Consider the following 23859-nt stretch of genomic DNA (forward strand, 5'->3'; position numbering starts at 1 on the left):
AAAATTAGCTTTTTTTTCATAAAACAAATATAATAATTATGTTCCCATTACAAAGAGGTAGAAGATTAAGAACCAACGAATCCATTCGTTCTTTAGTACGTGAAACGACTTTAAGTCCTTCGGATTTTATGTTCCCGATGTTTATTGCAGAAGGCGACAATTATAAAGTAGAAATACCATCAATGCCGGGGATTTTCCGTCGTTCGATTGATTTGACAGTTGAAGAAGTAAAAGAATTGTTTGATTTAGGAATTCGCGCCGTAAACCTATACGTAAAAGTAGATGAATCCTTAAAAGACAATACCGGAAAAGAAGCCTGGAATCCTGATGGATTAATGCAAAAGGCAATCAAAGCCATCAAAGCCGCTTGTCCAGAAATCATTGTAATGCCAGATGTGGCACTTGATCCCTACTCTATTTATGGTCATGACGGCATTATCGAAAACGGTGATGTTGCCAATGATGCGACTAACGAAGCATTAGTAAAAATGGCCGTTTCGCACGCACAAGCCGGAGCCGATTTTGTAGCGCCAAGCGACATGATGGACGGACGTGTTTTACGCTTACGCCAAGGGTTGGATGCTGCAGGTTTTCATAATGTGGGAATCATGAGCTACTCGGCTAAATATGCTTCGGCGTTTTATGGTCCTTTCCGTGATGCATTAGACAGCGCACCAAGAGAAGCTGATGTTGTGGTTCCTAAAGACAAAAAAACCTACCAAATGGATTATGCCAACCGCATCGAAGCCATTAAAGAAGCTCTTTGGGATGTTGAAGAAGGCGCAGATATGGTCATGGTTAAACCAGGAATTGCATATCTGGATATTGTTCGTGAAGTAAAAAATGCGGTAAATGTTCCCGTAACGGTTTATCATGTTTCGGGAGAATATGCCATGATTAAAGCTGCTGCCGAAAGAGGCTGGCTGGACAATGACAAGATTATGATGGAGCAATTAATGTGTATCAAAAGAGCGGGTGCAAGTCTGATTTCGACTTATTTTGCGAAGGAAGCTGCGATACTTTTAAAAAAATAAAATAATGAAGAAAGCACTTTTTATATTTTCAGTTTTACTAATGGTTTCCTGTAAAAAAGAAACAGCAACGACTGATACAACTAACGAAAACAATACAGAAGCCTATTCTGAAGGACAAACTGCTGAAGTGAAAACTCCGGAAGCTCTCGGGAAAGAGATTTTTGAAGGAAAAGGAAATTGCACTTCTTGTCATCAGGTCGATCAAAAAGTGATTGGGCCAAGCATTCAGGAAATTGCAAAAATTTATAAAGACAAAAAAGGCGATATGATTACATTCTTAAAAGGAAACGGCGAACCCATTGTCGATCCAAGTCAGTTTGCAGTTATGAAAACCAATTTCCCTGTAACACAAGCTATGTCTGACGAAGAATTGAAAGCTATTGAAACTTACATTTATAGTAATTTGAAGTAAATTCAAAATATATAAAGAACAAAAACGGCGCTCAATTAGCGCCGTTTTTTTATGATTTAATATCTTACCAGATTTTAACTCTTTTCTCTGGTTCAACATACATTTTATCCCCTTTCTTGATTCCGAACGCATCATAAAAAGCATCTACATTCTGAATTGGTACATACGCTCTGTACATTCCCGGAGAGTGCGGATCAGTTTTTACCTGACTTTTAATAGCCTCATCTCTGGATTTTGTTCTCCAAACAGTTGCCCAGGAAATAAAGAAACGCTGTTCCGGCGTAAATCCGTCAATAAGACCCGGATTACCATTAGCCTTCAAATACAACTGTAAACCATCATAAGCAGCATTTATTCCGCCTAAATCACCAATATTTTCACCCAAAGTAAATTTACCATCAACGTGAATTCCCGGCAACGGCTCTAAAGCACTGTACTGTGCTGCCAAATCATTACCCAAAGCTGTAAATTGTTTCAGATCTTCAGGTGTCCACCAATCTACTAAGTTTCCTTCTGCGTTGTAACGGGCTCCTGAATCATCAAAACCGTGAGAGATTTCGTGACCAATTACAGCTCCAATTCCACCATAATTTACAGCTTCATCAGCCTGATAATTGTAGAAAGGCGGCTGTAAAATAGCTGCCGGAAACACAATCTCGTTATAAGACGGGTTAAAATAAGCATTTACCGTTTGAGGAGACATTCCCCACTCTGTTTTATCAACTGGCTTACCTAATTTTGCTAAATTTTCTGCATACGACCATTTTGATATATTTTTCATATTGTCAAAATAAGTTCCGCCTTCAGAAACATTTTTAAGTTCTAATTTAGAATAGTCTTTCCATTTATCTGGGTATCCTATTTTAATCGTTAGTTTGTTTAATTTTTCAATCGCTTTAAGCTTTGTTTCTTTAGACATCCAAGGCAAAGCATTGATTCTGTTTTCGTAAGCCAACATCACATTTGCGATCATTTTCTTCGCTTTCTCTTTTGCTTCAGCAGGGAATAATTTCGCTACATACAATTTTCCTAAAGCTTCTCCGGTTGCACCGTTGATAACCTGCAAAGCCATTTCTTCACGAGGACGTTGCTTTAAAGCTCCTGTTAATGTTTTTCCGTAGAAATCAAAATTGGCGTTTTCAATATCTGTAGAAAGAGTTGAAGCAGCTTTATTCAATAAAGACCATTTTAGGTATTCCTTCCAAGATTCAACTTTCTTTTCAGTAAAAGTTTTCTCAAGAGCGATCATGTAGCGTGGCTGCGCAACGTTTACAGTATCTAATTTTGTCATCCCGATTCCCGCAAAATATTTTTCCCACTGAATAGAAGGTGTATTCTTTTTTAAATCAGCAACAGCAGTCGGATTGTATTGTTTTCTACGGTCTCTTCTTTCCACACGGTCTAATCTTGGAGCAGACATTTCGACCTCTAAAGCCAAAATTTGTTTTGCACTTTCCTTCGCTTTAGCTGGAGATTCTCCAATGTATTGCAACATTCTTGCTACGTGAACTTCATATTTCTCCCGTTTTTCTTTAGAATCTTTATCATCAGAATTGTAATAATCTTTATCCGATAATCCTAAACCTCCCGGGCTTAAAGTAACCGAATTTTTATTACTGTTTTTAGCATCTGATCCTACATATACTCCAAAGAAACCAAGACCTCCCTGAGGCTGCATTTCGATAAGTAAATTTTGTAAATCTGCTACATTTTTGATAGCGTCAATTTTCTTCAAATAAGGCTGAAGCGGTGTAACTCCTTTTTTGTTTCTTCCAACTGTATCCAGAATAGTATTGAATAAGGCAATCGCTTTTCCCTGATCTGTGTTTGATTTGTATTTAGGATCTTTAGAGGCTTCTTTTAAAATTGCCAAAGCATCATTATCCGTTTTCTGGCGCAATTCATTAAAACTTCCCCAGGAATTTCGATCACTTGGAATTTCAGTTTTATCCAGCCACGTTCCATTCACATAACGAAAGAAATCTTCGGCAGGACTAATTTTAGTATTCATGTACGAAACATTAACACCTGGTTCTTTGGGTTTTGCATCCTGTGCCTGAATTGTACCGCAAGTTAGGATTGCAGAAAAAGCACAAAAAACAGATTTGTTTAGTTGTTTTATCATTTTTATGTATAGTTTTAGGTCTTACACAAACATATTGCTATTATTTCAAAACGAATGTTAAAATTTGAATTATTTGATTTGTAAGTTTAATTTTAGTTTGAAATGAATTAAAAATTAAAAATCCGCATGTCAGCTACAAAATATTTTCATGAATAAATCTGTCTGTTTTTTTGCATTAATTGAAATTGTTTTTGGAATATTTGTCAAAAGAAAATTTTAAAGTGAAAGCAAAAATACAAAGTGCCTTATCAGGAAAAGTGGATGCCATCGGATTACCGATTTTGGCTTTGTGCTGGGTAAGTTTTTTTTGGGGTACCACCTGGCTGGCTTCAAAAGAAGGCGTGAAACACATGCCCGCTTTGCAATTGGCCACCATCAGGCAATTTTTAGGCGGCATCTTATACGTGGGTTATTTTCTTCTCAAAAAAGAACCCTGGCCAAAAGGCAAACAATGGATTACGATATTGATTTTAAGCATTTTAAATTTTGTCTGCAGTAACGGATTAAGCACTTGGGGTGTAAAATACATCAGCAGCGGCTTGGGAGCTATCATCGGCGCCATTTTTCCTATATGGATTGTGATTATTTGTTTTTTTAAAGGTGAAAAAATTGCGCGTTTGGCCGTTACAGGATTATTAGTTTGTTTTGGTGGAATCTGTATTATTTTCATGGACCACTTAGCCGATTTTTTAAGGCCTGATTTTCAGTTTGGTATTTTTTTATCTGTTGCTTCTACGATAACCTGGGCGTTTGGAATTTTGTATATCATGAAAAAAGCGGCCAGTTTTAACCCTTACTTTAGTCTGGGTCTGCAAATGCTAATTTCGAGTTTTATACTTTTTGGCGTTACTGAATCTACAGGTAGCAATATCCCATTAAGTGACATTCCGCTGGCTTCGTGGTGGGCAATTGGTTATTTGGTGATTATCGGTTCGGTTTTAACTTTTATTGCTTTTATTTATTCTTTACAGCATCTTCCTAAAGAAATCAGCAGTATTTATGCCTATATCAACCCGATTGTTGCGATAATTTTAGGCTTTTTTATTTTTGGAGAAACCCTTACACAGGCCATTGCCATTGGTGCTTTGGTTACTTTATTAGGTTTGTATCTGGTGAATAAATCCATCAAAAAACCTAAACTGAAATAATTCGGAACCAAATTGCGAATGGGCACCGTTCCAAAATTCCAACATCTTGTTAAAAAGCTTTATTATGAAGGGTTTTAAAAAGTGCTTTTTGTATTTTTGCACCAAATTTTATTTATGAAATCGCTACTTTACAAATACCGAAAGTTTTTTATTGTTTTAATTGTATTTTCGGCCATTACTATAACCTTATTCTATTTTGCTTTAAAACCACAAAAAACGCTTCCGATTTACAATCCGGCCGATGTAAATCCTGAAATGGTAGATAGTACCGTTCAGTATAAAAGCAAATACCACACGATTGCTGATTTTTCTTTTGTAAACCAAAACGGAGATACGATTACGCAAAAAAATTACGAAGGAAAGATTTACGTAGCCGATTTTTTCTTTACAACCTGCGGGTCAATTTGTCCCAAAATGACCACCAATTTAGCCGATGTTCAAAAAGCCGTTTTGAATAATCCGAAAATAATGCTGCTTTCTCATACTGTTTTTCCAGAAACCGACAGCATTCCGGTTCTAAAAGCGTACGCTATTAAACACGGCGTTGTTGACAGCAAATGGAATTTGGTTACCGGCGATAAAAAAGAGATTTACAAAATGGCCAGAAAATCGTATCTGGCTGTAAAACTAGGAAGACCTGACCAGTTGTATGATATGGTTCATACTGAAAATTTTGTTTTGGTCGATCAAAAACGTCGCGTTCGCGGATTTTATGACGGAACTAATAAAGAGGAAATAAAACGACTTCTTGAAGATATCGATTTTCTGTCTAAAGAGTAAAAATGATTTTCTGTTAAAACTAAATTTATTCAATTATAATTTTAAGATAAAAATCTGCTCACTTTTCAATTCAATTTGGTAATAAAGCTTTTGAAATGACAAAAAAACATTGCCTATTAAAGCAATGTTTTGTCATTTTTATATAAAACAGCATTACCCAATTAGATAATGCTGTTAAAATATATTTATCTGTTTAAGATTATTTTTTCTGTTAAGGTATTGCCCTTAGTATTTACTTTTAGAATATAAATTCCTGATTTTAGTTTATGAGACATTTCGATTTGTAATTCCAATTGGTTATCAAATTTTGCTTGTTGAACTAAAACACTACTCGTTTGGTCATAAATTTCATAGTTTCCTGAAAGAATTTCGGGTAACGTTACTGTAACAGTACCTTTTGTTGGATTTGGTGCAATGACTAGTTCAGAAACCGAAGCCACTTTAGCAAAAGAAGCACATGGAGCAGGAGGATAAACTGTAAATATTTTCTTTGTTGATAATCCTGTACACAAATTGATATTAGACACCGTAACTGATGTAGGTTTACCTCCTTTATAGTGCAATTCATCACCAGGTCCCCATAAAAAACCAGGAGACACTGTTGTGATTCCGTTATTAAAACCATCTGAACTAATAAATGCCAAATCAAAGGTTTCAGTAGTACAAATTGAGCCACTATTTTCAGGAAGAGTTACACTAAAAGTACCTTGAGGAGTAGGGGCAACTGCATTGTCTAAAATTTTAAATGAGTTAATAGAGGTGGCTGTACAATCACCAAACGAGACAACTGCAGAAACATTTATCAAACTTCCGGTTGGAATTGAGCTTGTAGGTGTTATTGTTGGTGTCAATGTATTTTGACCTGTTATAGTACAATTAGGTGCTATCCAATTAATACTTGAAATTCCACATTGATTAGACATGTTCATTTGCAGGCCACTTCCTTTACACATATAATTGTAAGGTGGTGTTGTGGCATAATTAGGGGAAAATGAAGCTGTTCTTGCTGTTCTAGAAATAATTCTAGTGTTCGTTGCTGTATAATTAGGCAAGCCTAAATCCCTTTTAACAACACAAGTAGCAGAAATATCACCCGTCGGATTTGGTGTAATAGTTACACAACTTGAACCCTGTCCTGAAACTATTGTCGCTCCTGATATTGTCCATGTAAATCGATTTGCATCTCCATAATCTGTCGCGCAAATTTGCACATTATTTGTGCAACAAGTTAAAATTGCTGGATTACTAATTGTTGGAGGCTTGATTTTGTAAACTCCAACTTTAAATACGATTACATTTGTGGTAAAATGACCAGTAATTACATTATTGCTGTCCCTATAAACCCCTGAGCAATAGACACTAATTTCGCTGTTCGCAAAAGATTGATCTCCAAAAGTAATGGGAATACCTATTGTTGATGGGTTTAAAATTGAAACCTCTGTTCCTGCCGTTTGATTATAAAAGTAGTTTGAATTTGGCTGATTATTAATATTACCATCAATTGGAGATCCATCTACAGGAGCAACAATATTCCAGAAATCAATAGAGTATTTAGTAGTTGAAGTAGTAGGTGATGTTGGGATAAATTTTAAATTAAAAGTATTTGGTTTTCCAACTTCTACATTTGATGGACCAGATATTTCTACCGTTCCTCCTTGCGCCATTAAAAAATTAGTGCATAATACACTAAAGCATAACATTAAAATTTTCTTCATTTTATTTATTGTTTTTGGTGCCTACTATCATTTTTGGGTATCTGTTCGGCTAATTTTCCCCCTTTATAATCTACTTTAAGCAAAAATTAAAAAATTAATAATCCAAGAAAAAATTAATTTTCAAGTTTTTACTCCTTTAACCTTACCCGTTAGTACATGTGATATTTGGAATCTATAGTATAATTTGTTAAATAAATCAACAATCTAAGCATAGTTTCAATTAACGAAAATACACTTTCATTTAAATACATTTTAAAGTTTTTACTTATAAATTTTAAGATATTTGGTTAAATTTTAAAATAAATCATCTAAAATTAACATATTGTACTAATATTCAACGGAATAAATACTTGTGACTTTTCTTATAATACACTGCTATTGTTGGGAAAAAAAATAAAACGACTTCTTGAAGATATCGATTTTCTGTCTAAAGAGTAAAAAGCCTTATTTTTAGAAACATTTAGCATATACAACTGCGTTAAATACCTTGATATAAAGAATAATTGTCTATTTTTGCAATCTAAATTCAATCTAAATAAGCTTGCAAAATACAATCCACACCCTGAAAAAAGGCGAAAAAGCCATTATCAAAGATTTTGATATCGATTTGATTCCGCTAAAATTATTAGAGATGGGTTGTTTGCCGGGCAACTTAGTCGAATTACTGCAAATTGCTCCTTTTGGAGATCCTTTGTTTTTGGATATAAACGGTTCGCACGTTGCCATACGTGTAGAAACAGCGCGCGAAATTGAAGTTGAATTGATAAAAACCAATTTCTAATGAGCATTCAAAACATAAATGTTGCCCTTATTGGGAATCCGAACGTTGGAAAAACTTCCGTATTTAATATGCTTACCGGTTTAAACCAACAAGTGGGGAATTATCCGGGAATTACGGTGGAGAAAAAAATAGGTTTTTGCAAATTACCGCACAACATCAAAGCCAATATTCTGGATTTGCCCGGAACGTACAGTCTGAACGCCAGCTCGATGGACGAAAGCGTGGTGATTGAACTTTTGCTGAACAAAAACGACAAATTATATCCGGATGTTGCAGTAGTCGTTACCGATGTTGAAAACCTGAAACGAAATTTACTGATTTACACCCAGATAAAAGATCTTGAAATTCCAACCATCTTAGTCATCAACATGGCTGATCGGATGGAAACTAAAGGAATTACATTGAATATTCCGTATCTTGAAGAAAAACTAAAAACCAAAATAGCGCTGGTAAGTTCCCGAAAAAGTCGTGGAATCGAAGAATTGAAAAACCTGATTGTCTCGTACAAAACCATTCCGAATGAACCTTGTCTGAATTCAACAGTTATTGATAAAGACTATTTTGAAAAACTGCAACATGCTTTCCCGAACCAGCTTTTATATAAATTATGGTTGGTAATAACGCAGGATGTGAACTTTTCGAATTTGGATCGAAATGAAATCAGAAGCACTTTTACCAAATCGCATTCAGAATTAAAACGCTTACAGCAAAAAGAAACCATCAAAAGATATCAGTTTATAAATGATGTTTTAAAAGAAGGTTTAAAAGTCGATGCCTCGATGGCAAAAGACATCAGAGCCAAATTAGACCGTGTTTTAACGCATAAAATTTGGGGTTACTTTATCTTTTTTGCGATTTTATTCATCATTTTTCAGTCGATTTTTAGCTGGTCAACCATTCCGATGGATTTTATCGACAGCACTTTTGCTTCCTTAAGCAGCTGGGTTGCCGAAGAATTACCAAGCGGTATTTTGACCGATTTACTTTCGCAGGGAATCATTCCGGGAATTGGCGGTGTTATCATTTTTATTCCGCAAATTGCCTTTTTGTTCCTCTTTATTTCGATTCTGGAAGAAAGCGGTTATATGAGCCGGGTGGTATTTTTGATGGATAAAATCATGCGTAAATTTGGACTTTCGGGCAAAAGTGTAGTGCCTTTGATTTCAGGAACTGCATGTGCCATTCCGGCAATTATGGCTACCAGAAATATCGAAAACTGGAAAGAACGTCTGATTACTATTTTGGTTACTCCTTTTACAACCTGTTCTGCGAGATTACCCGTATATGCGATAATTATTTCATTGGTAATTCCGAATGAACGTGTTTTCGGAGTTCTGAATATGCAGGGATTATCTTTGATGTTGCTGTATTTGCTAGGTTTTGGAACAGCTATTTTATCGGCTTACATTTTGAATAAAATATTAAAATTAGATTCAAAGACCTATTTTGTTGTTGAAATGCCAAGTTATAAATTACCACTTTTCAAAAACGTCGGAATCAACGTAGTTGAAAAAACCAAGGCATTTATTGTAGGTGCCGGAAAGATCATCCTGGCAATATCGATTATTTTATGGTTTTTAGCTTCTTACGGACCCGGAAAGGATTTTAACGAAGCGGAAGCCATCGTTAAGGAAAGAACCATCCAGAAACCGCTAAACGAGGTTGAATTTGAAAACGCTGTCGCTTCTCAAAAATTAGAGAGCTCTTATATCGGCATTATGGGTAAAGCTATTGAACCTGCAATTTCCCCATTAGGTTACGACTGGAAAATCGGGATTGCCATTATCAGTTCGTTTGCAGCACGTGAAGTTTTTGTAGGCACATTAGCCACAATTTACAGCGTTGGAAACAGTGATAACGAAGCGACTATAAAAAGCAAAATGCAGGAAGAAGTCAATCCGGTAACGGGTGAGAAGATATTTAATTTTGCTACGGGGATTTCACTTTTACTTTTTTATGCTTTTGCGATGCAATGCGCGAGTACATTAGCCATTACCAAAAAAGAAACCAACTCCTGGAAATGGCCTGCGATGCAATTGGTTTTTATGAGTGCCCTGGCCTATTTTGTAGCCTTACTCGCTTATCAACTTTTAAAATAAAAAATTATGGTACAAGAAATTATAGCCTTTACCATTTTAGGACTAGCCGTTGCTTTTTTAGTGAAAAAGTTCTTTTGGAAATCTAAGAAAAAGAAGGATTGTGGTGGTGGTGATTGTGGGTGTTCTTAGAGAAAGGTTCTAAGGTACTGAGGTTCTAAGTTGCTAAGTTTTTTCTTAAAAAATCCACATAGTTTCACCAAAAAAACACAAAGCTTCACAAAGATTTTATTCTAAATTTTGTGAAGCTTTGCGATAAATATTTGTGAATATTTCTGGTAAAATTCCAATCAAGATTAAAATTTAGCCTTAAAAGCAATTTTTATTTTATCAATGATTACAGGCGTTTTTCAATATAATGCAACATTGTTGCGCTTAAATTACGCGTAATTAGTATTACTTTACTCCATCCCACTCTGCATAAAACTGAGCTAGAAATAGTTCCATGAATTGATGTCTTTCGGCTGCAATTTGTTTTCCGGTTTCAGTATTCATTTTATCTTTTAGCAATAAAAGTTTTTCATAAAAATGATTGATTGTGGGTGCATTATTTTTTTTGTATTCTTCTTTGGTCATAGAAGTGTTTGGAGCAATTTCAGGATTGTATAACGCTCTGTTTTTAAACCCACCATAATTGAAAGCTCTTGCCACTCCTATCGCTCCTATCGCATCTAAACGATCAGCATCCTGAACAATATCTAATTCGATGGAAGTAAACTTCTTTTCGAAATTTCCGCCTTTGTATGATATGTTTTCGATGATGTTTACCACATGCTGAATAATTTCTTCCGAAACATTTTCAGATTCTAAAAACAAACGGGCAGTTTTGGGTCCAATGGTTTCATCACCACCATGAAATTTACTGTCGGCAATATCATGAAGCAAAGCTCCGAGTTGGACCACAGTTAAATCGCATTCGGTTTTTTTTGCAATTAATAATGCGTTCTTATATACTCTTTCGATATGAAACCAATCGTGTCCGCCTTCAGCATCGTTGAGTTTTTCTTTTACGAAAGCAATAGTTTTGTCAATTAGGTTTGTGTTATTCATAAATTATATTTAAGTATTGAGAAATGGCACGCAGATGACGCGGATTTAAGCGGATTAACGCAGATTTTATGGAGAAAATATACTCCCCAACTAATTTTACCACAAAGAACGCAAAGTTTTTTTACTCTTAGCTTTTTTAAAAGGCAAAGTTCGCAAAGCTTTGTATTGATTTAGCTTTACGAACTCTCCGCCTTCAAAGGTATTCTTAGATAAAAACTTAGCGTTTTTTGCGGTAAATTTTTTACTCTCCGTAGGTTTTTATTAATGTCTGTTTTTAAATAAAAAATGTTGATTGTCGAAGCAAAAACCTCAACAATCAACAAATATACTATTCAATTGCAATATCTAAAATCAATTACAATATCAATTTTAAATCTAAACTCTAAACTCAGAAATCTAAAATGGATTTAAAGTCTAGCTGGTTCTACCCATTTAAAAATATGTGATTCTTGTGGAATTACAATTCTCTCCGAGATTCTTGCCATACGAGCTGGAAGTTTCATTAGGTAATCACGTGCTTTTTCAGCTTCATCGGTTAAATTAGAGATTTTATCAATCTCCCATTTATCCATTAATTTTTGCATGATTTCTACATAATCATTCGCTGTATAAACCCCGATACGTTGTGCAGAATCCGAAAATTGTTCGAAAGCTGTACTGATCTTTTGACCAGATTCTCTTAGAAAATGAGCCGGCATCACGATTTTTTGTTTCATCATGTATTGAAACGCCAACATCATTTCGCTTGGATCAACTGCAAAAATACGCGTCACAAACTCGCTATATGCATGGTGATGACGCATTTCGTCTCCAGCAATCATTTTACACATTTTAGACAACTTATTATCACCAAATTTCTTAGCGATTTGTGCTACTCTGTTGTGTGATACATAGGTTGCTAATTCCTGAAAACTGGTATATACAAAGTTTTTGTATGGGTCACTTCCAGTTCCGATATCAAAACCGTCGTTGATTAAATGCTGTGTTGTCATTTCGATTTCACGCATGTTTACACGACCGGATAAATACAGGTACTTATTTAGCAAATCACCGTGGCGGTTTTCTTCTCCGGTCCATTGACGAATCCATTTCGACCAGCCATTTCCACCATTTTCCACCTGATTTACACCTTCTACATCCATTAGCCATGACTCATAAGTTGGCAAAGCTTCTTCGGTAATGGTATCACCTACAAGCGTTACCCAGAAATCATAAGGCAATTCTTTAGCAATCTCGCGTAATTCTTTAACCTCTTCAAAGAAATTCTCTCCTTCAGAATTAGGCAAGAAATCCGACGGCTGCCAAATTTTCTCCACTGGAATTAAATACTGTTCAACGAAGCTATCCACGTTTTTTTCCAAAAACTGCATTACTTCTAATCTAATGTTTTTTATAGACATTACTTATTTTAGATTTGGGATTTAAGTTTTAGCTAAAATTCTAAAAACAAAAATCTATTTATACTCGTTTACTCCTTCTACAACTGCTTTTTCAGTAATCTCCATTAATGCTGCAAAATCATAATCTTTTACAGCTAAGGGCTTATGAACGGTAAAGGTAAGGCGATTTCCTAAACCAACAGGAAAAAAACCATATTTTACCATTTTCCATGAATTGTTGATACTCACCGGTACTACATACGCTGATGGTGCATATTTGCATAAGATTTTCAACCCGCTTTGGGCAAATTCTTTTGGTACACCCGTTTTGCTTCGGGTTCCTTCAGGGAAAATTACGGCTGATCTATTGTTTTTTTCGATATATTCAGACAAGCCTTTGATTACAGGAATAGCTTGTTTTGGGTCTTTTCGGTCAATAAGTACAGATCCTCCGTGGCGTAAATTATACGAAACACTCGGGATTCCGCTTCCTAACTCTTTCTTGCTTACAAATTTACAATGAAATCGTCTAAAATACCAAATCATTGCTACAATATCATACATACTTTGATGATTGGACACAAAAATCAAGGGAACTCCTGTTGGAATAAGTTCTCTATTGCTTACTTTATAAGTTGTTCCCACCAAATTTGTGCATCTTAAAAGAAAGAAATTCAGATAGTCAACACTTTTTTTATGGGCCTGATAACCAAAAACATTTAGGCAAATCCATTGAATTGGGTGAAAAACAACCAAACACAATCCAAAACACAAATAGTAGATAACGGAAATTGGGTACGAAATTATTTTTTGCATGCTTAAAAAATTAATGCCCAAAAGTAATAAATAAATTATTAGCGGTATAAAAATTGAAAACAATAACGGTTTTTGTGGTTTAATTGTACCTTTGCCCACGCAATTGCAATTTTTTTCTGAATTAAATGAACTTCAAATACCCTAAAAACGAAAAGCTAAAAAGCAAAACTACTATTGGATTACTGTTTTCTGAAGGAAAATCGGTTTCTAAATATCCTTTGCGTTTGGTTTACCGTCAAGCGGAAGAAAATTCAGAAGAAAAAATTAAAATTGGGGTTTCGGTTTCGAAGAAATACTTCAAGAAAGCCGTTGACCGTAATTACTTCAAACGTGTCTTGCGCGAAACCTATCGCTTAAACAAACATTTGCTTTTGGATAGTATTGAACAACCCTATAATCTGATGTTTTTTTACCAGACCAAAGACCGATTATCTTACGAAGAAATCAATACCAAAACCATTCAGTTATTCGAAAAATTTTTACTTCAGGTAAATAAAAGCCCTGAATCTGAAATTAAGCAGGAAGAATAATACATAAACAGCAACTTTATTTATCAAATTAGACGAAAAATTATAAAAAAATTGTAGTTTTAGCTCTAAATTGAACTTTTATGCGAAATATTATCGTTTTGTTTCTGTTTATTTTTACTTTTTCTAGTTGTGAAGAAAAAATAGGAAGTGCTAATTATGCTGAGGATAAAATTCTAGCCGTAAATCTTTCTGCTCCAGAGAAACCGCTATCAGGAGACGGAATATCTGTTCAGCAAAAAATCATCAAAGAAGCATTTATCAAATTTGAAACCAGCAATTTAGAAAACACTTTCAAGCAGATTCAAACTTCAATTACAACGAATAGAGGAAGCATACAAAATGATATTCAGGAAAAAAATGATCAATATATTAGCAGAAAAATTAAGGTTCGCATTCCGAGTCAAAACTTTGAAGCTTTTGTAGATTCCGTTTCCAAAGGAATTTCATATTTTGATGAAAAAAATATTTCTGCACAGGATGTAACCGAAGAATATATTGATCTTACCTCCAGATTAAACACTAAGCGAAAACTGGAAAAACGCTATTTGGAAATTTTGCAGAAGGCAAACAAAATAAGTGAAATATTAGAAATAGAAAAACAGCTTTCGGCTATTCGCGAAGAAATTGAAGCGAAAGAAGGTCAATTGAAATATTTAGAAAGCCGCGTTTCCGAAAGCACCATAACCATAGAATTTTATAAAACTATTGCTGAGAAACAAGGTGTTCAGACATCTTACGGCTCTAAAATTTTAAACGCCATTAAAACCGGATTTTTCGAAATTTCGAGTTTTTTCATCTCCTTAATTAGCATTTGGCCGTTTATCCTCTTATTTTTGGTGATTGCTTATTTTATTAGAAAACGATTTAAAAGAAAAAAAACATAAATCATGCATCCTTATTTCAAAAAGAAATTCATTATACCCACTGTCGCGGCAGGTTTTTTATTTATTGGAACCAGTTTCAAAGAAGATTTTTTTGAGATTGCCAAGCAAATAGAAATTTTTACGACGATGTTTAAAGCTGTCAACACCAATTATGTTGACGAAACCAATCCGGGTGAGTTGATGGATAAGTCCATCAAAAGCATGCTGGCCAGTCTGGATCCTTATACTGTTTACTTTAACGAACAGGATGTGGTTAATTTCAAAATCAACAATACAGGTGAATATACAGGTATTGGCGCTTTAATTTCCAGAAAAAAAGACCGTTTAATTGTAAGGGAACAATATAAAAACTTTCCTGCCGATAAAGCGGGTCTGAAAGCCGGCGACGAAATTATTCAGATTGGGGATGTTTTGATTGCTGATTTTAAAGACGATGCTTCGCAATTGCTAAAAGGTACAAAAAACACCAAAATAGCCATAAAATACCTGCGTCAGGGCAAAACGTATGCTACCGAAATAGTTTTGGATGAAGTCGATATTAAATCTGTGCCGTTTTACGGAAAAATTGATGAGAAAACGGGTTATATTGTTTTGGCACATTTTAGCCGAAAAGCATCCAACGAGGTAAAAGAAGCTTTGGAAAAACTAAAAGCCGACGGAGCCAAACAAATCGTTTTGGATTTAAGAGGCAATCCGGGCGGATTGCTTAACGAAGCCGTTGATATTTGTAATTTATTTGTTCCGAAAAACGAAGTAATCGTAACCACCAAATCCAGAATCGAGAAACACAACAACACCTATAAAACCAGCAAAGAACCCGTTGATACAGAAATTCCGCTGGCTATTTTAGTGAATGGAAAAAGTGCTTCGGCTTCTGAGATTGTGTCGGGCGCATTGCAGGATTTGGACCGCGCTGTAGTTTTAGGAAGCAGAAGTTTTGGAAAAGGTTTGGTACAACGCACCGTAGAACTTACTTACGGAACCCAGTTAAAAGTAACCATTTCCCGTTATTATACCCCTTCCGGACGCTGTATTCAGGCGTTGGATTATGCGCATAAAGACAAAAATGGTCTGGCGCAAAAAACCGATTCTAAAAACTTTAATGCTTTTAAAACCCGTAAAGGAAGAACGGTTTATGATGGCGGAGGGGTTTTACCTGATATCGAATTGGAAGAAGCAAAAACAAGTCCGATTACGGTGGCTTTGCAGAAAAACGATGGGATATTTGATTATGCGACTTCGTATTACTACAAAAATCCAAACATGGGCGATAAAATCCCTCAGATTACGGATGCCGATTATGCGAGCTTCAAACAATATTTAAAAACCAACAAAATCACTTTTGATACCGAAACCGAAGTGGCTTTGAAGAACACTTTGGCTACAGCCAAAAAAGAAAATATCGACGAAGCAATTCAGACGGAATATCAGCAATTGCTGGCTTCTCTTGAAAAAAGCGAAACCACTATGCTGGATAAAAACCAAAAGGAAATCAAAAACCTGATTCAGGAAGAGCTTATCAAAAGGTATCAGTATCAGGAAGGATTATATCAATATTATATTAAAAACAATTCAGAAATTAAGAAAGCCGTTGGTGTTTTGAATAATCAAGCTGAGTACAAATCGATTTTAAAAATGTAAAAATGAAATTCTACCGGGCCCTAACTCTTTTATTTATTTGTAACCTATCTGCTCAACAAAAACCTGTTGAAACGATATATTTTGATTTTGACAAATATGACCTTTCGGAAAAACAAACGAATGTCATTGTTGATTTTATTAAAACAATAGATACATCAAAGGTAGAATCGATTCAGATATACGGGTATTGCGATGATCGCGGAAATGATGAATATAATTATCGCTTATCCAACAACCGCGTTAATACGGTTCAGCAAATATTGGTTTCGGCGGGATTCAATGAGAGTAAGATAATTATTCTGGAAGGTAAAGGGCGCATTGTAGTCCGGCAGGATACGGTTGAAAATTTGCATGAAACCCGGTCAAAAAACCGGCGGGTCGATTTGATTGTTGTCAAGCGGAACAGCTATGGGAAAGGAATTAAAAACTCTTTTAAAAACAATTTAAAAGTAGGTGACAAAATTTATCTCGAAAATATACTATTCGAAATGGGCAGCTCTAAACTGACCGAAAATTCTAAAAAAGAACTGAACAAAATAGCGCTTCTTTTGCAAGAAAAAAAAACACTACAGTTTGAAATACGAGGTCATGTATGCTGTACTCCAAAAGATTATACCGATGCAATTGACAAAATCACTAAAGAAAGAAGGCTTTCCTGGAATCGTGCCAAAACGGTTTTTATGTATCTCATTTCGCAAAAAATCTCAAAAAGCCGAATGACTTATCTGGGTTGTGGCAATAAATATCCTCTTGGAAAAGGCGACAATGTAGATCGCAGGGTGGAGTTTTTGATTACGAAGGTTTAGATTTATTCAGGGAAAAATTAACTCGATTATTCCTTTTGTGGCATTTGATACTTTCGCACAAAAAAGCCACATCTAAAAATGCAGCTTTTGATTTATTTGAAAAGAATATTTATCCCCGTATCATCTCAATATGCTCAATATCATCCTCTAAGTACATTTCGCTTGATTGTACAAAACCGTGGCTTTCATAGAATTTCTTCAAATAAAGCTGTGCTCCTATGGTAATTTTATCTTTTCCGAAGTGTGATTTGATTCCTGCAATGGCTTCACGCATTAAATCATGACCCCATTTTTTATCCCGATAATCAGCATGAACCACAACGCGACCAATAGAAGCATTATCAAAACTGATTCCGGCATCGAATAAACGGGAATAAGCTACGATTTTGCCATCGTACTCGCCAATTAGGTGTAAAGCTTTCTTGTCTTTACCGTCAAGGTCCAGATAAACGCAATTTTGCTCTACTACAAAGATTTCGCTGCGCACTTTAAGTAAATCATATAACTCATCTGCAGTTAAGGCCTTAAAAGGCTTTATTTTCCATTCTAATTTCATTTCAGTATTCACTATTTTTTATTTCCATTTAAAAAGGCAAAATTAATTTAAATATTTCAGGTTCCATGCCCTCTGCTACAATAAAAAATCCCGATTACAACTTGCAATCGGGAAATTAAATCTTTGATAGTAGCTGGATCTTATTTCTTATTCATTATAATTTCCATACTCTTAAACTCCTGTCCGTTTTTAGTATCGAACATTTCCATTTTACGGGTTTTCGCGTCAACAATAGTATAAATTTCTCTATACGGGATGTTTTTGCCATTTACGGGATTCACCATTTCGCCTTTGAACTCAATACTTTTAGTTTTTTCGTCATATTTTCCTGTGGCGACCACCATTCCGGTACCCATATTATCTACAAATGTTGTCGTATATTCTTTACTGGAATTATTATAGGCCAAGAGGCTTTTTCCTTCAAAAGGCTGTCCCATCATAGTACCGGAATAATTGCTTTCCTGATAGCGGCCTCCTAAAATCATTTTGATCTCGGCAACCGAAGTTGCTTTTTCAGGTTTTGCATTTGCTTCCATCCAGAAAGTCATGTCGCAATTCCATGTTCCGGTCTCTTCGGCCATCATTTTATGAGGAGTTGTTGGGGTAGCGTAATCTATCCATGCTTTCATTTCAGCGGCAGAATCTAGAGGTTTTTCAGCTATTGGTTCTTCTTTCTGAATGCTGTCGGCAGCATTTGTAGTATCCATGTCTGTTTTCACTTCTTTTTTACAGGAAATAAAACAGCAAACTAAAATCGGAAATATCAAACTATACTTTTTCATAATTTATTGATTTAAAGATTATTACAAAAGTATAAAAATATACTAATTATCTTTCATCTATTTTAACTGACTTTAAAATGGCTTCCACCTCAAGCATTAAATCGCGTTCTTTATTAGAGGGAGCGTAACAGAAACCTTCCAGAACCAGAATTCTGTTAAAGGCTTTATCTACAATGGCGTAATTAATAAAAGGGCCAGACATGAAATCGTTTTTGAGTTCCCAGGTGCCTTTCGATTCGTAGGTTTTCTTGTTATCTAGCGTAGTAATTGAGAAATAAGGGGCGTAAGCTTCGCTGGTAATCATTCTGGTACGGGGTTCACGACCTTTGATGTACTTGCCAATCGAATCACGCATTCGGACAATATTGCCTACAATATTCGTGTTTTTTTCTAATCTGTTTATCGGAATCTGGTACAAAAGCAAACTCGTATTACCGCCAATGATTTCTTTTTTTAACCAAATAAAATTACGCTTGTGCAGCATGTACTCATAGCCGACAGGAATTTGTAAATCCATGTGAAACTTATTCCTTATGATGGTAGGGTTCAAAAGCGATGCGCTGTTGTCTTTCTGGATCTTCTGAATTTCAGAATCGCGAATCACCTTGATGATCTGGGCAGCATTCATTTCGATACTGCAAATAATATCATCAACAGATTTACCGTAAATCCTGAAAGTATTATGCGGTAACGTTTTGGAATTCGTTATAATTTCAAATTTATCTGCTGTAGCTTTTTTGACTACAATAATGCTTCGGCTATCGGTAACAAAACCTTCTAGCAGTCGGGCGGGATATTGGTTAATGGTAAAAAGAGGTTCTTCCTGCGTAATGCCTAAAACGGGAGAGGCAAATTTATTTCGGATGCTATCGCCCACTTCGCCATACCACAACTGATCGTCAATGATAATCGAAATAGTATTGGGTTTACTGGGTTTCTCCGGAATATTTTTATCCTTGTTTTTATCACAGGATAAAAACAAAAAGGAAAGTAGCAGCAATAAAAAATGGGTTTTATTCATTTTATTAATATATAAAATAAAACCCAAATTTAAGTAAGATTTTTAATTATCCGTTTATTTTTAACTTCATTCCCGGTTTGATGTCACCATCTTTAATGCCGTTCCATTTTTTTAGATCCGAAATCGTAACGCCAGGATATTTTTTTGAAATACTATAAAGAGAATCACCCTTTTTTACATAGTAATCATCACCAACTGCTTTAGGAGCAGCCGCTTTTTTCTTGAAAGCCTCTACGGAATTTGAAGCAATAGCCGATGTAGCAGCATTTTCAACCACAATTTCTCTGGTAACAATCAAAGATTTGCCAAGAGCTAAATTATTAGAAGTTAAATTATTCCAGTCTTTTAGTTCTGCCAGCGTAATTCCGAATTTTTTAGCAATATTTCCAAGATTATCTCCGGCCTGAACCACATATTCCTGAGAGTTATCATCTGTTTTTTCTTTATCTTCAGCAACAACTGCAACTGCCTCTTCTTTATCTGCTTTATTAAGCACAGGAGTTGTTTTGATATCGTTTATCACTTTCGAAGTAGTATCGATTTCTCTGATTTTTAATATTTTTCCAGAAGCAACGGTATTACTTTTAATATTATTCCATTTCTTTAATTGTAAAACAGAAACATCGTATTTGTCAGCAATAGAAGATAAATTATCTCCTTTTTTGACTTTATACAGTTTAGTATTTGTTGCAAGACTTGTTTTTGCTACAACAAATTTGTTTTTTGGAGTTATTTTAGAAGCTAATTGGCTTGGGTAAGCTTCGAAACCTTCTTCATGTCTTAAATACGTATAAATTTTATCTTCGTTTGAAAGAAATGTAGCTACTTTATCCTTTGGTAAGCGAATAAAATGCTGCTCGTTTTGATAAAAAGGAACCACTTTTAATTTATAAGAAGGATTTAAAAGTTCTAATTGCGATTGTGGCATATCCAGTAAATCAGCAATTTGTTTGAAAGACATTTTATCTTTTATGCGGATAGTATCTGTTTCGAAGTTTTTGACAACCGCTCTTTCCGGGCTGATTCCGTGTTCTTTATGATATTCAAAAAGATACATTGTGGCCAGAAAAGCCGGCACATAGCCCTGAGTTTCTTTTGGAAGATGATTACGAATGTCCCAATACTTGGTTTTTCCTCCGGAACGACGAATTGCTTTGGTAACATTTCCCGGTCCTGAGTTGTAAGATGCTAAAACCAGCTCCCAATCGCCAAAAATATTGTACATTTTTTTCATGTATTCTGTAGCGGCAGCAGTAGCTTTAAGAGGATCGCTACGTTCGTCAATATACGAATCTATTTTAAGGTCGTATTGTTTTCCGGTACCGTACATAAACTGCCAGATTCCTGTGGCGCCCATTCTAGAAACTGCTTTAGGGTTTAAAGCAGATTCTACAACGGCTAAATATTTAATTTCTAAAGGAACATTTTGCCTGGCAAAAGCTTCCTCGAAAATGGGGAAATAATATTCTGATAAAGCCATTAATCGTGAAAAAGATTTTCTTCGATTTTTAAGGAACGACTTTATGATGTTTTCTAAACCCTGATTGTATTCTATATCAAAAGGCGATTTTTCGTTCATTGCTATCAGACGCTCTTTAAGCAGTTCTGTTGGCAGTTCTTCGTTAACAGTCAAATCCGTATTAATGGTTTGAATGTCTTTGGTCAGATCATCGTAGATATCTAAGCTTGTTAATTCATTCATCCAAAGACTGTCAACGCGCGAGGCCAGATCGTCTTTTACAAATGTGCTTTTGATAGAATCCAGATACGAAAGTTTTATTTCCGGTTTGAGTTCAACGCTTGTAGTAGTAACTTCCTGCGCAAACATCGACATTGAAAATAAAATCGAAATCGCTAATGGTATTTTTTTTACAATCATATAACATTTTTTTAAAATTCTATAATTCAATCCATTACAGAAACCTTAGTTTTGCAAACTTAGGCAGTTTATAGAGGTAAAATGTCTAAAAAAATGTTAATTGTGATTTTTTAGTCTAAAATCGCAGCGATTCCAGGTAAAATTCTACCTTCTAACATTTCTAGCATTGCGCCTCCACCTGTAGATACGTAACTCATTTTATCCTCGAAACCAAATTGTTTTACAGCAGCAACAGAGTCACCACCTCCAACTAATGAAAATGCTCCATTTGCAGTAGCTTCGGCAATAAAATCACCTAAAGCGATTGTTCCTTTTGAGAACGTTTCCATCTCAAAAACACCAAGAGGACCATTCCATAAAATAGTTTTCGATTCTAAAATTACCTTTTTAAAATTCTCTAAAGATTTAGGACCAGCGTCAAGACCCTGCCATCCGTCTGGAATTGCAGTAACATCTACCACCTGAGTATTTGCTGTATTTGAGAAATCATCTGCAGCAATAACATCAACTGGAATATGAATCTGAACGCCTTTTTCTTTAGCCAGTTTTAAAATTTCAAGTGCTAATTCCTGTTTGTCATCTTCGCAGATAGACTCACCAATTTTACCACCTTGCGCTTTAATGAATGTAAAAGTCATTCCACCACCAATAATCATGTGGTCCACCTTGTCTAAAATGTTCTCGATAACCGTAATTTTCGAAGAAACTTTAGAACCACCTAAAATAGCAACCACTGGTTTTTCGCTGTTTTTAAGTACTTTATTTAAACTCTCAATTTCTTTAGCCAATAATGTTCCGAAACATTTTTCAACTGGAAAAAACTGAGCGATAATAGTTGTCGAAGCGTGTGCTCTGTGCGCTGTTCCGAAAGCATCATTTACATAAATATCTCCTAAAGAAGCCAATTCTTTAGCGAAAGCAACATCTCCAGCTTCTTCTTCAGCATGGAAACGTAAATTTTCTAATAATAAAACTTCTCCTGGTTTTAGGTTTTTAGCAGCCGTTTGAGCTGGTTCTCCAACACAATCCGCAGCAAACTGAACCTCAACTCCTAAAATTTCTGAAGCCGTTTTTAGGATATGTTTTAATGAATATTTTTCTTCAGCACCTTTTGGTCTTCCTAAATGCGACATTAAAATAACACTTCCACCCTGAGCCAAAATAGCATCAATAGTTGGTTTTGCAGCCTCGATACGGGTAGCATCAGTTACATTAAAATTTTCATCCAGAGGCACATTAAAGTCAACACGGATGATCGCTTTTTTATTTTTAAAATCGAAATCGTTTAAAGTTTTCATTATGATAAATTTTTAGTTTTTTTCAAAGAAAAACAAATATAGAACTTTTAGAGTAGTATTAAATTTGAAAAATCTAAAAATAACCTATCTATAACAACGAAAACGTTGTAAATTATGAAAAAAAACAAATTAAGTTTTAAAAAAGGGAAAAATGCTTACTTAATCGTGAACCGGACTTTGCGTACAAGGACAGTTACTGATAGAGGCTAAGAAATCGAAACCAATCGTGACAACGTGTGTTCCCGAATTATACGTTCCTAAACCATTGAACATAGCCTGATAAGAGTAAGCGAAATAAAATTTAGATTTCATGAAACCCGCCATTGGTCCTAGTGCCAAAGGTTTTGGAAACTGGTCGTTTAAGAAACGGTACGAAACCCCAACCCAATAATAATCTTCATAACGGTTGTATTGTCTGTATTTGAAGTTGAAATCGGTAGTAGAACGTTTATCACTGGCAAAGTACTGATAAAACACAGATGGTTCGTATTCGACACGATTATTTTCAGGTGCTTTGAAAACATATCCTGTATAAACCTGATAGTTTGAAAGCAAATTAGGTTCTACCCCACGGTATCTATTCGTATTTTTCTTTAAAACGTTGTTCGCATTAAAACTCGCATAAAATCTTCGGTTACGATACAAGGCACTAATATCAAAGTTGTTATTTGATGTATAACGATCATCTGTAATACCAATATCACCAAGATCTGTTTTTTTATCCAAATCAATTCTGAAACTATTGAAGTTATACGAAAGACCAAAAGACAGATATTGCTCCGTGTAATAATCTAAAATCAGGTGATGTGCAAACGAAACTTTGGCTCCGGTTTGTCTGGTATCTCCATTACTATCATTATAAAGCGAAAGCCCTACTCCGGAACGATCCAGAACACGAAAATCAGCATAAATAGACTGGTTTTCGGGAGCATCCTTAATACCCACCCATTGTGTAAGACCATTGGCCCTGATACGGAGGTTATCCCCGATACCCGCATAGGCAGGTGACAGGATAAAAGGGTTGTCAGCTAAATACTGTGTAAATACTGGTAGGTTTAACTCTTGGCTGTAACTTGTTGTTACAGCCATGAGTACTAGGGATAAAAATAATTTTTTCATTGTAATA

General features: G+C 35.3%; 22 protein-coding genes. 11 read left to right on the top strand and 11 right to left on the bottom strand.

Features of this window, described 5'->3' with window-relative positions; translation table 11 throughout:
* The first annotated feature begins 38 nt into the window (after positions 1-38).
* Complete coding sequence (gene hemB / locus GON26_RS05105) at positions 39-1034, top strand: porphobilinogen synthase (protein ID WP_160373650.1); 996 nt, start codon at positions 39-41, stop codon at positions 1032-1034.
* A gap of 4 nt (positions 1035-1038) precedes the next feature.
* Positions 1039-1446 (top strand): c-type cytochrome, encoded by a 408-nt coding sequence (locus tag GON26_RS05110; RefSeq protein WP_160373651.1) that lies wholly within the window; start codon positions 1039-1041, stop codon positions 1444-1446.
* A gap of 64 nt (positions 1447-1510) precedes the next feature.
* Here the strand turns inward: GON26_RS05110 and GON26_RS05115 are convergent, their stop codons facing one another.
* Entirely contained in the window at positions 1511-3571 is a 2061-nt protein-coding gene (locus GON26_RS05115) for a M13 family metallopeptidase (protein WP_160373652.1), read from the bottom strand.
* A 221-nt stretch (positions 3572-3792) separates the two neighbouring features.
* Between GON26_RS05115 and GON26_RS05120 the strand changes: the two genes are divergently transcribed.
* Together GON26_RS05120 and GON26_RS05125 are read left to right on the top strand one after the other, a co-directional pair.
* Positions 3793-4719, top strand: a complete 927-nt coding sequence (locus tag GON26_RS05120; protein ID WP_160373653.1) for a DMT family transporter — start codon at positions 3793-3795, stop codon at positions 4717-4719.
* A 114-nt stretch (positions 4720-4833) separates the two neighbouring features.
* A complete protein-coding gene (locus GON26_RS05125) occupies positions 4834-5499 on the top strand; it encodes an SCO family protein (RefSeq protein WP_160373654.1) in 666 nt (221 codons plus the stop codon).
* 185 nt (positions 5500-5684) lie between these two features.
* On the opposite strand, the gene GON26_RS05130 is transcribed toward GON26_RS05125, so the two are convergent.
* A complete protein-coding gene (locus GON26_RS05130; protein ID WP_160373655.1) occupies positions 5685-7214 on the bottom strand; it encodes a T9SS type A sorting domain-containing protein in 1530 nt (509 codons plus the stop codon).
* 541 nt (positions 7215-7755) lie between these two features.
* Between GON26_RS05130 and GON26_RS05135 the strand changes: the two genes are divergently transcribed.
* The 3 genes from GON26_RS05135 to GON26_RS05145 are packed head-to-tail and all read left to right on the top strand — an operon-like array spanning position 7756 to position 10223.
* The gene (locus GON26_RS05135) at positions 7756-7995 is read left to right on the top strand and encodes a FeoA family protein (RefSeq protein ID WP_160373656.1); all 240 of its coding nucleotides are present in this window, start codon (positions 7756-7758) and stop codon (positions 7993-7995) included.
* Positions 7995-10094: a ferrous iron transport protein B gene (gene feoB, locus GON26_RS05140; protein WP_160373657.1), complete on the top strand. Its 2100-nt coding sequence runs from the start codon at positions 7995-7997 to the stop codon at positions 10092-10094. Before GON26_RS05135 ends, feoB begins: the two co-directional genes overlap by 1 nt.
* Before the next feature lie 6 nt (positions 10095-10100).
* A complete protein-coding gene (locus GON26_RS05145) occupies positions 10101-10223 on the top strand; it encodes a FeoB-associated Cys-rich membrane protein (protein WP_202110836.1) in 123 nt (40 codons plus the stop codon).
* Between the two features lie 264 nt (positions 10224-10487).
* Here GON26_RS05145 and GON26_RS05150 read toward each other — a convergent pair whose 3' ends face one another.
* The 3 genes from GON26_RS05150 to GON26_RS05160 form a co-directional block, all read right to left on the bottom strand.
* Positions 10488-11141, bottom strand: a complete 654-nt coding sequence (locus GON26_RS05150; RefSeq protein WP_160373658.1) for an HD domain-containing protein — start codon at positions 11139-11141, stop codon at positions 10488-10490.
* Between the two features lie 407 nt (positions 11142-11548).
* Positions 11549-12541 carry an acyl-ACP desaturase gene (locus GON26_RS05155; RefSeq protein WP_160373659.1) on the bottom strand — a complete coding sequence of 331 codons (993 nt, stop codon included), beginning with the start codon at positions 12539-12541 and terminating at the stop codon, positions 11549-11551.
* Positions 12542-12595: 54 nt separating this feature from the next.
* Entirely contained in the window at positions 12596-13336 is a 741-nt protein-coding gene (locus GON26_RS05160) for a lysophospholipid acyltransferase family protein (protein WP_160373660.1), read from the bottom strand.
* A gap of 125 nt (positions 13337-13461) precedes the next feature.
* On the opposite strand from GON26_RS05160, the gene rnpA reads away from it, so the two are divergent.
* From rnpA to GON26_RS05180, 4 genes are all read left to right on the top strand, one after another.
* Positions 13462-13866 carry a ribonuclease P protein component gene (gene rnpA, locus GON26_RS05165; protein WP_160373661.1) on the top strand — a complete coding sequence of 135 codons (405 nt, stop codon included), beginning with the start codon at positions 13462-13464 and terminating at the stop codon, positions 13864-13866.
* Positions 13867-13946: 80 nt separating this feature from the next.
* Complete coding sequence (locus GON26_RS05170) at positions 13947-14750, top strand: DUF4349 domain-containing protein (RefSeq protein WP_160373662.1); 804 nt, start codon at positions 13947-13949, stop codon at positions 14748-14750.
* A gap of 3 nt (positions 14751-14753) precedes the next feature.
* A complete protein-coding gene (locus tag GON26_RS05175) occupies positions 14754-16391 on the top strand; it encodes a S41 family peptidase (protein ID WP_160373663.1) in 1638 nt (545 codons plus the stop codon).
* A 2-nt stretch (positions 16392-16393) separates the two neighbouring features.
* Entirely contained in the window at positions 16394-17197 is an 804-nt protein-coding gene (locus GON26_RS05180) for an OmpA family protein (RefSeq protein ID WP_160373664.1), read from the top strand.
* Between the two features lie 109 nt (positions 17198-17306).
* On the opposite strand, the gene GON26_RS05185 is transcribed toward GON26_RS05180, so the two are convergent.
* The 6 genes from GON26_RS05185 to GON26_RS05210 all read right to left on the bottom strand — a co-directional run bounded on the left by GON26_RS05185 (position 17307) and on the right by GON26_RS05210 (position 23852).
* A complete protein-coding gene (locus tag GON26_RS05185) occupies positions 17307-17753 on the bottom strand; it encodes a GNAT family N-acetyltransferase (RefSeq protein WP_160373665.1) in 447 nt (148 codons plus the stop codon).
* Between the two features lie 140 nt (positions 17754-17893).
* On the bottom strand, positions 17894-18535 hold the full coding sequence (locus GON26_RS05190) for a DUF1579 domain-containing protein (protein ID WP_160373666.1): 642 nt from the start codon (positions 18533-18535) through the stop codon (positions 17894-17896).
* Between the two features lie 46 nt (positions 18536-18581).
* Positions 18582-19556: a DUF4837 family protein gene (locus GON26_RS05195; RefSeq protein WP_160373667.1), complete on the bottom strand. Its 975-nt coding sequence runs from the start codon at positions 19554-19556 to the stop codon at positions 18582-18584.
* Positions 19557-19602: 46 nt separating this feature from the next.
* The gene (locus tag GON26_RS05200; RefSeq protein WP_160373668.1) at positions 19603-21435 is read right to left on the bottom strand and encodes a LysM peptidoglycan-binding domain-containing protein; all 1833 of its coding nucleotides are present in this window, start codon (positions 21433-21435) and stop codon (positions 19603-19605) included.
* 110 nt (positions 21436-21545) lie between these two features.
* Positions 21546-22733: a phosphoglycerate kinase gene (locus tag GON26_RS05205; protein ID WP_160373669.1), complete on the bottom strand. Its 1188-nt coding sequence runs from the start codon at positions 22731-22733 to the stop codon at positions 21546-21548.
* A 159-nt stretch (positions 22734-22892) separates the two neighbouring features.
* The gene (locus tag GON26_RS05210) at positions 22893-23852 is read right to left on the bottom strand and encodes a PorP/SprF family type IX secretion system membrane protein (protein WP_230407896.1); all 960 of its coding nucleotides are present in this window, start codon (positions 23850-23852) and stop codon (positions 22893-22895) included.
* Positions 23853-23859 lie beyond the last annotated feature (7 nt).

The sequence above is a fragment of the Flavobacterium hydrocarbonoxydans genome, assembly GCF_009789235.1.
Classification (GTDB): Bacteria; Bacteroidota; Bacteroidia; order Flavobacteriales; family Flavobacteriaceae; genus Flavobacterium; species Flavobacterium hydrocarbonoxydans.

Excerpts from the sequence above, each read along its gene's own strand:
- hemB (WP_160373650.1), top strand. The coding sequence starts at position 39 with ATGTTCCCATTACAAAGAGGTAGAAGATTAAGAACCAACGAATCCATT.
- GON26_RS05110 (WP_160373651.1), top strand. The coding sequence starts at position 1,039 with ATGAAGAAAGCACTTTTTATATTTTCAGTTTTACTAATGGTTTCCTGT.
- GON26_RS05115 (WP_160373652.1), bottom strand. The coding sequence starts at position 3,571 with ATGATAAAACAACTAAACAAATCTGTTTTTTGTGCTTTTTCTGCAATC.
- GON26_RS05125 (WP_160373654.1), top strand. The coding sequence starts at position 4,834 with ATGAAATCGCTACTTTACAAATACCGAAAGTTTTTTATTGTTTTAATT.
- GON26_RS05130 (WP_160373655.1), bottom strand. The coding sequence starts at position 7,214 with ATGAAGAAAATTTTAATGTTATGCTTTAGTGTATTATGCACTAATTTT.
- feoB (WP_160373657.1), top strand. The coding sequence starts at position 7,995 with ATGAGCATTCAAAACATAAATGTTGCCCTTATTGGGAATCCGAACGTT.
- GON26_RS05145 (WP_202110836.1), top strand. The coding sequence starts at position 10,101 with ATGGTACAAGAAATTATAGCCTTTACCATTTTAGGACTAGCCGTTGCT.
- GON26_RS05150 (WP_160373658.1), bottom strand. The coding sequence starts at position 11,141 with ATGAATAACACAAACCTAATTGACAAAACTATTGCTTTCGTAAAAGAA.
- GON26_RS05155 (WP_160373659.1), bottom strand. The coding sequence starts at position 12,541 with ATGTCTATAAAAAACATTAGATTAGAAGTAATGCAGTTTTTGGAAAAA.
- GON26_RS05160 (WP_160373660.1), bottom strand. The coding sequence starts at position 13,336 with ATGCAAAAAATAATTTCGTACCCAATTTCCGTTATCTACTATTTGTGT.
- rnpA (WP_160373661.1), top strand. The coding sequence starts at position 13,462 with ATGAACTTCAAATACCCTAAAAACGAAAAGCTAAAAAGCAAAACTACT.
- GON26_RS05170 (WP_160373662.1), top strand. The coding sequence starts at position 13,947 with ATGCGAAATATTATCGTTTTGTTTCTGTTTATTTTTACTTTTTCTAGT.
- GON26_RS05175 (WP_160373663.1), top strand. The coding sequence starts at position 14,754 with ATGCATCCTTATTTCAAAAAGAAATTCATTATACCCACTGTCGCGGCA.
- GON26_RS05180 (WP_160373664.1), top strand. The coding sequence starts at position 16,394 with ATGAAATTCTACCGGGCCCTAACTCTTTTATTTATTTGTAACCTATCT.
- GON26_RS05185 (WP_160373665.1), bottom strand. The coding sequence starts at position 17,753 with ATGAAATTAGAATGGAAAATAAAGCCTTTTAAGGCCTTAACTGCAGAT.
- GON26_RS05190 (WP_160373666.1), bottom strand. The coding sequence starts at position 18,535 with ATGAAAAAGTATAGTTTGATATTTCCGATTTTAGTTTGCTGTTTTATT.
- GON26_RS05195 (WP_160373667.1), bottom strand. The coding sequence starts at position 19,556 with ATGAATAAAACCCATTTTTTATTGCTGCTACTTTCCTTTTTGTTTTTA.
- GON26_RS05200 (WP_160373668.1), bottom strand. The coding sequence starts at position 21,435 with ATGATTGTAAAAAAAATACCATTAGCGATTTCGATTTTATTTTCAATG.
- GON26_RS05205 (WP_160373669.1), bottom strand. The coding sequence starts at position 22,733 with ATGAAAACTTTAAACGATTTCGATTTTAAAAATAAAAAAGCGATCATC.
- GON26_RS05210 (WP_230407896.1), bottom strand. The coding sequence starts at position 23,852 with ATGAAAAAATTATTTTTATCCCTAGTACTCATGGCTGTAACAACAAGT.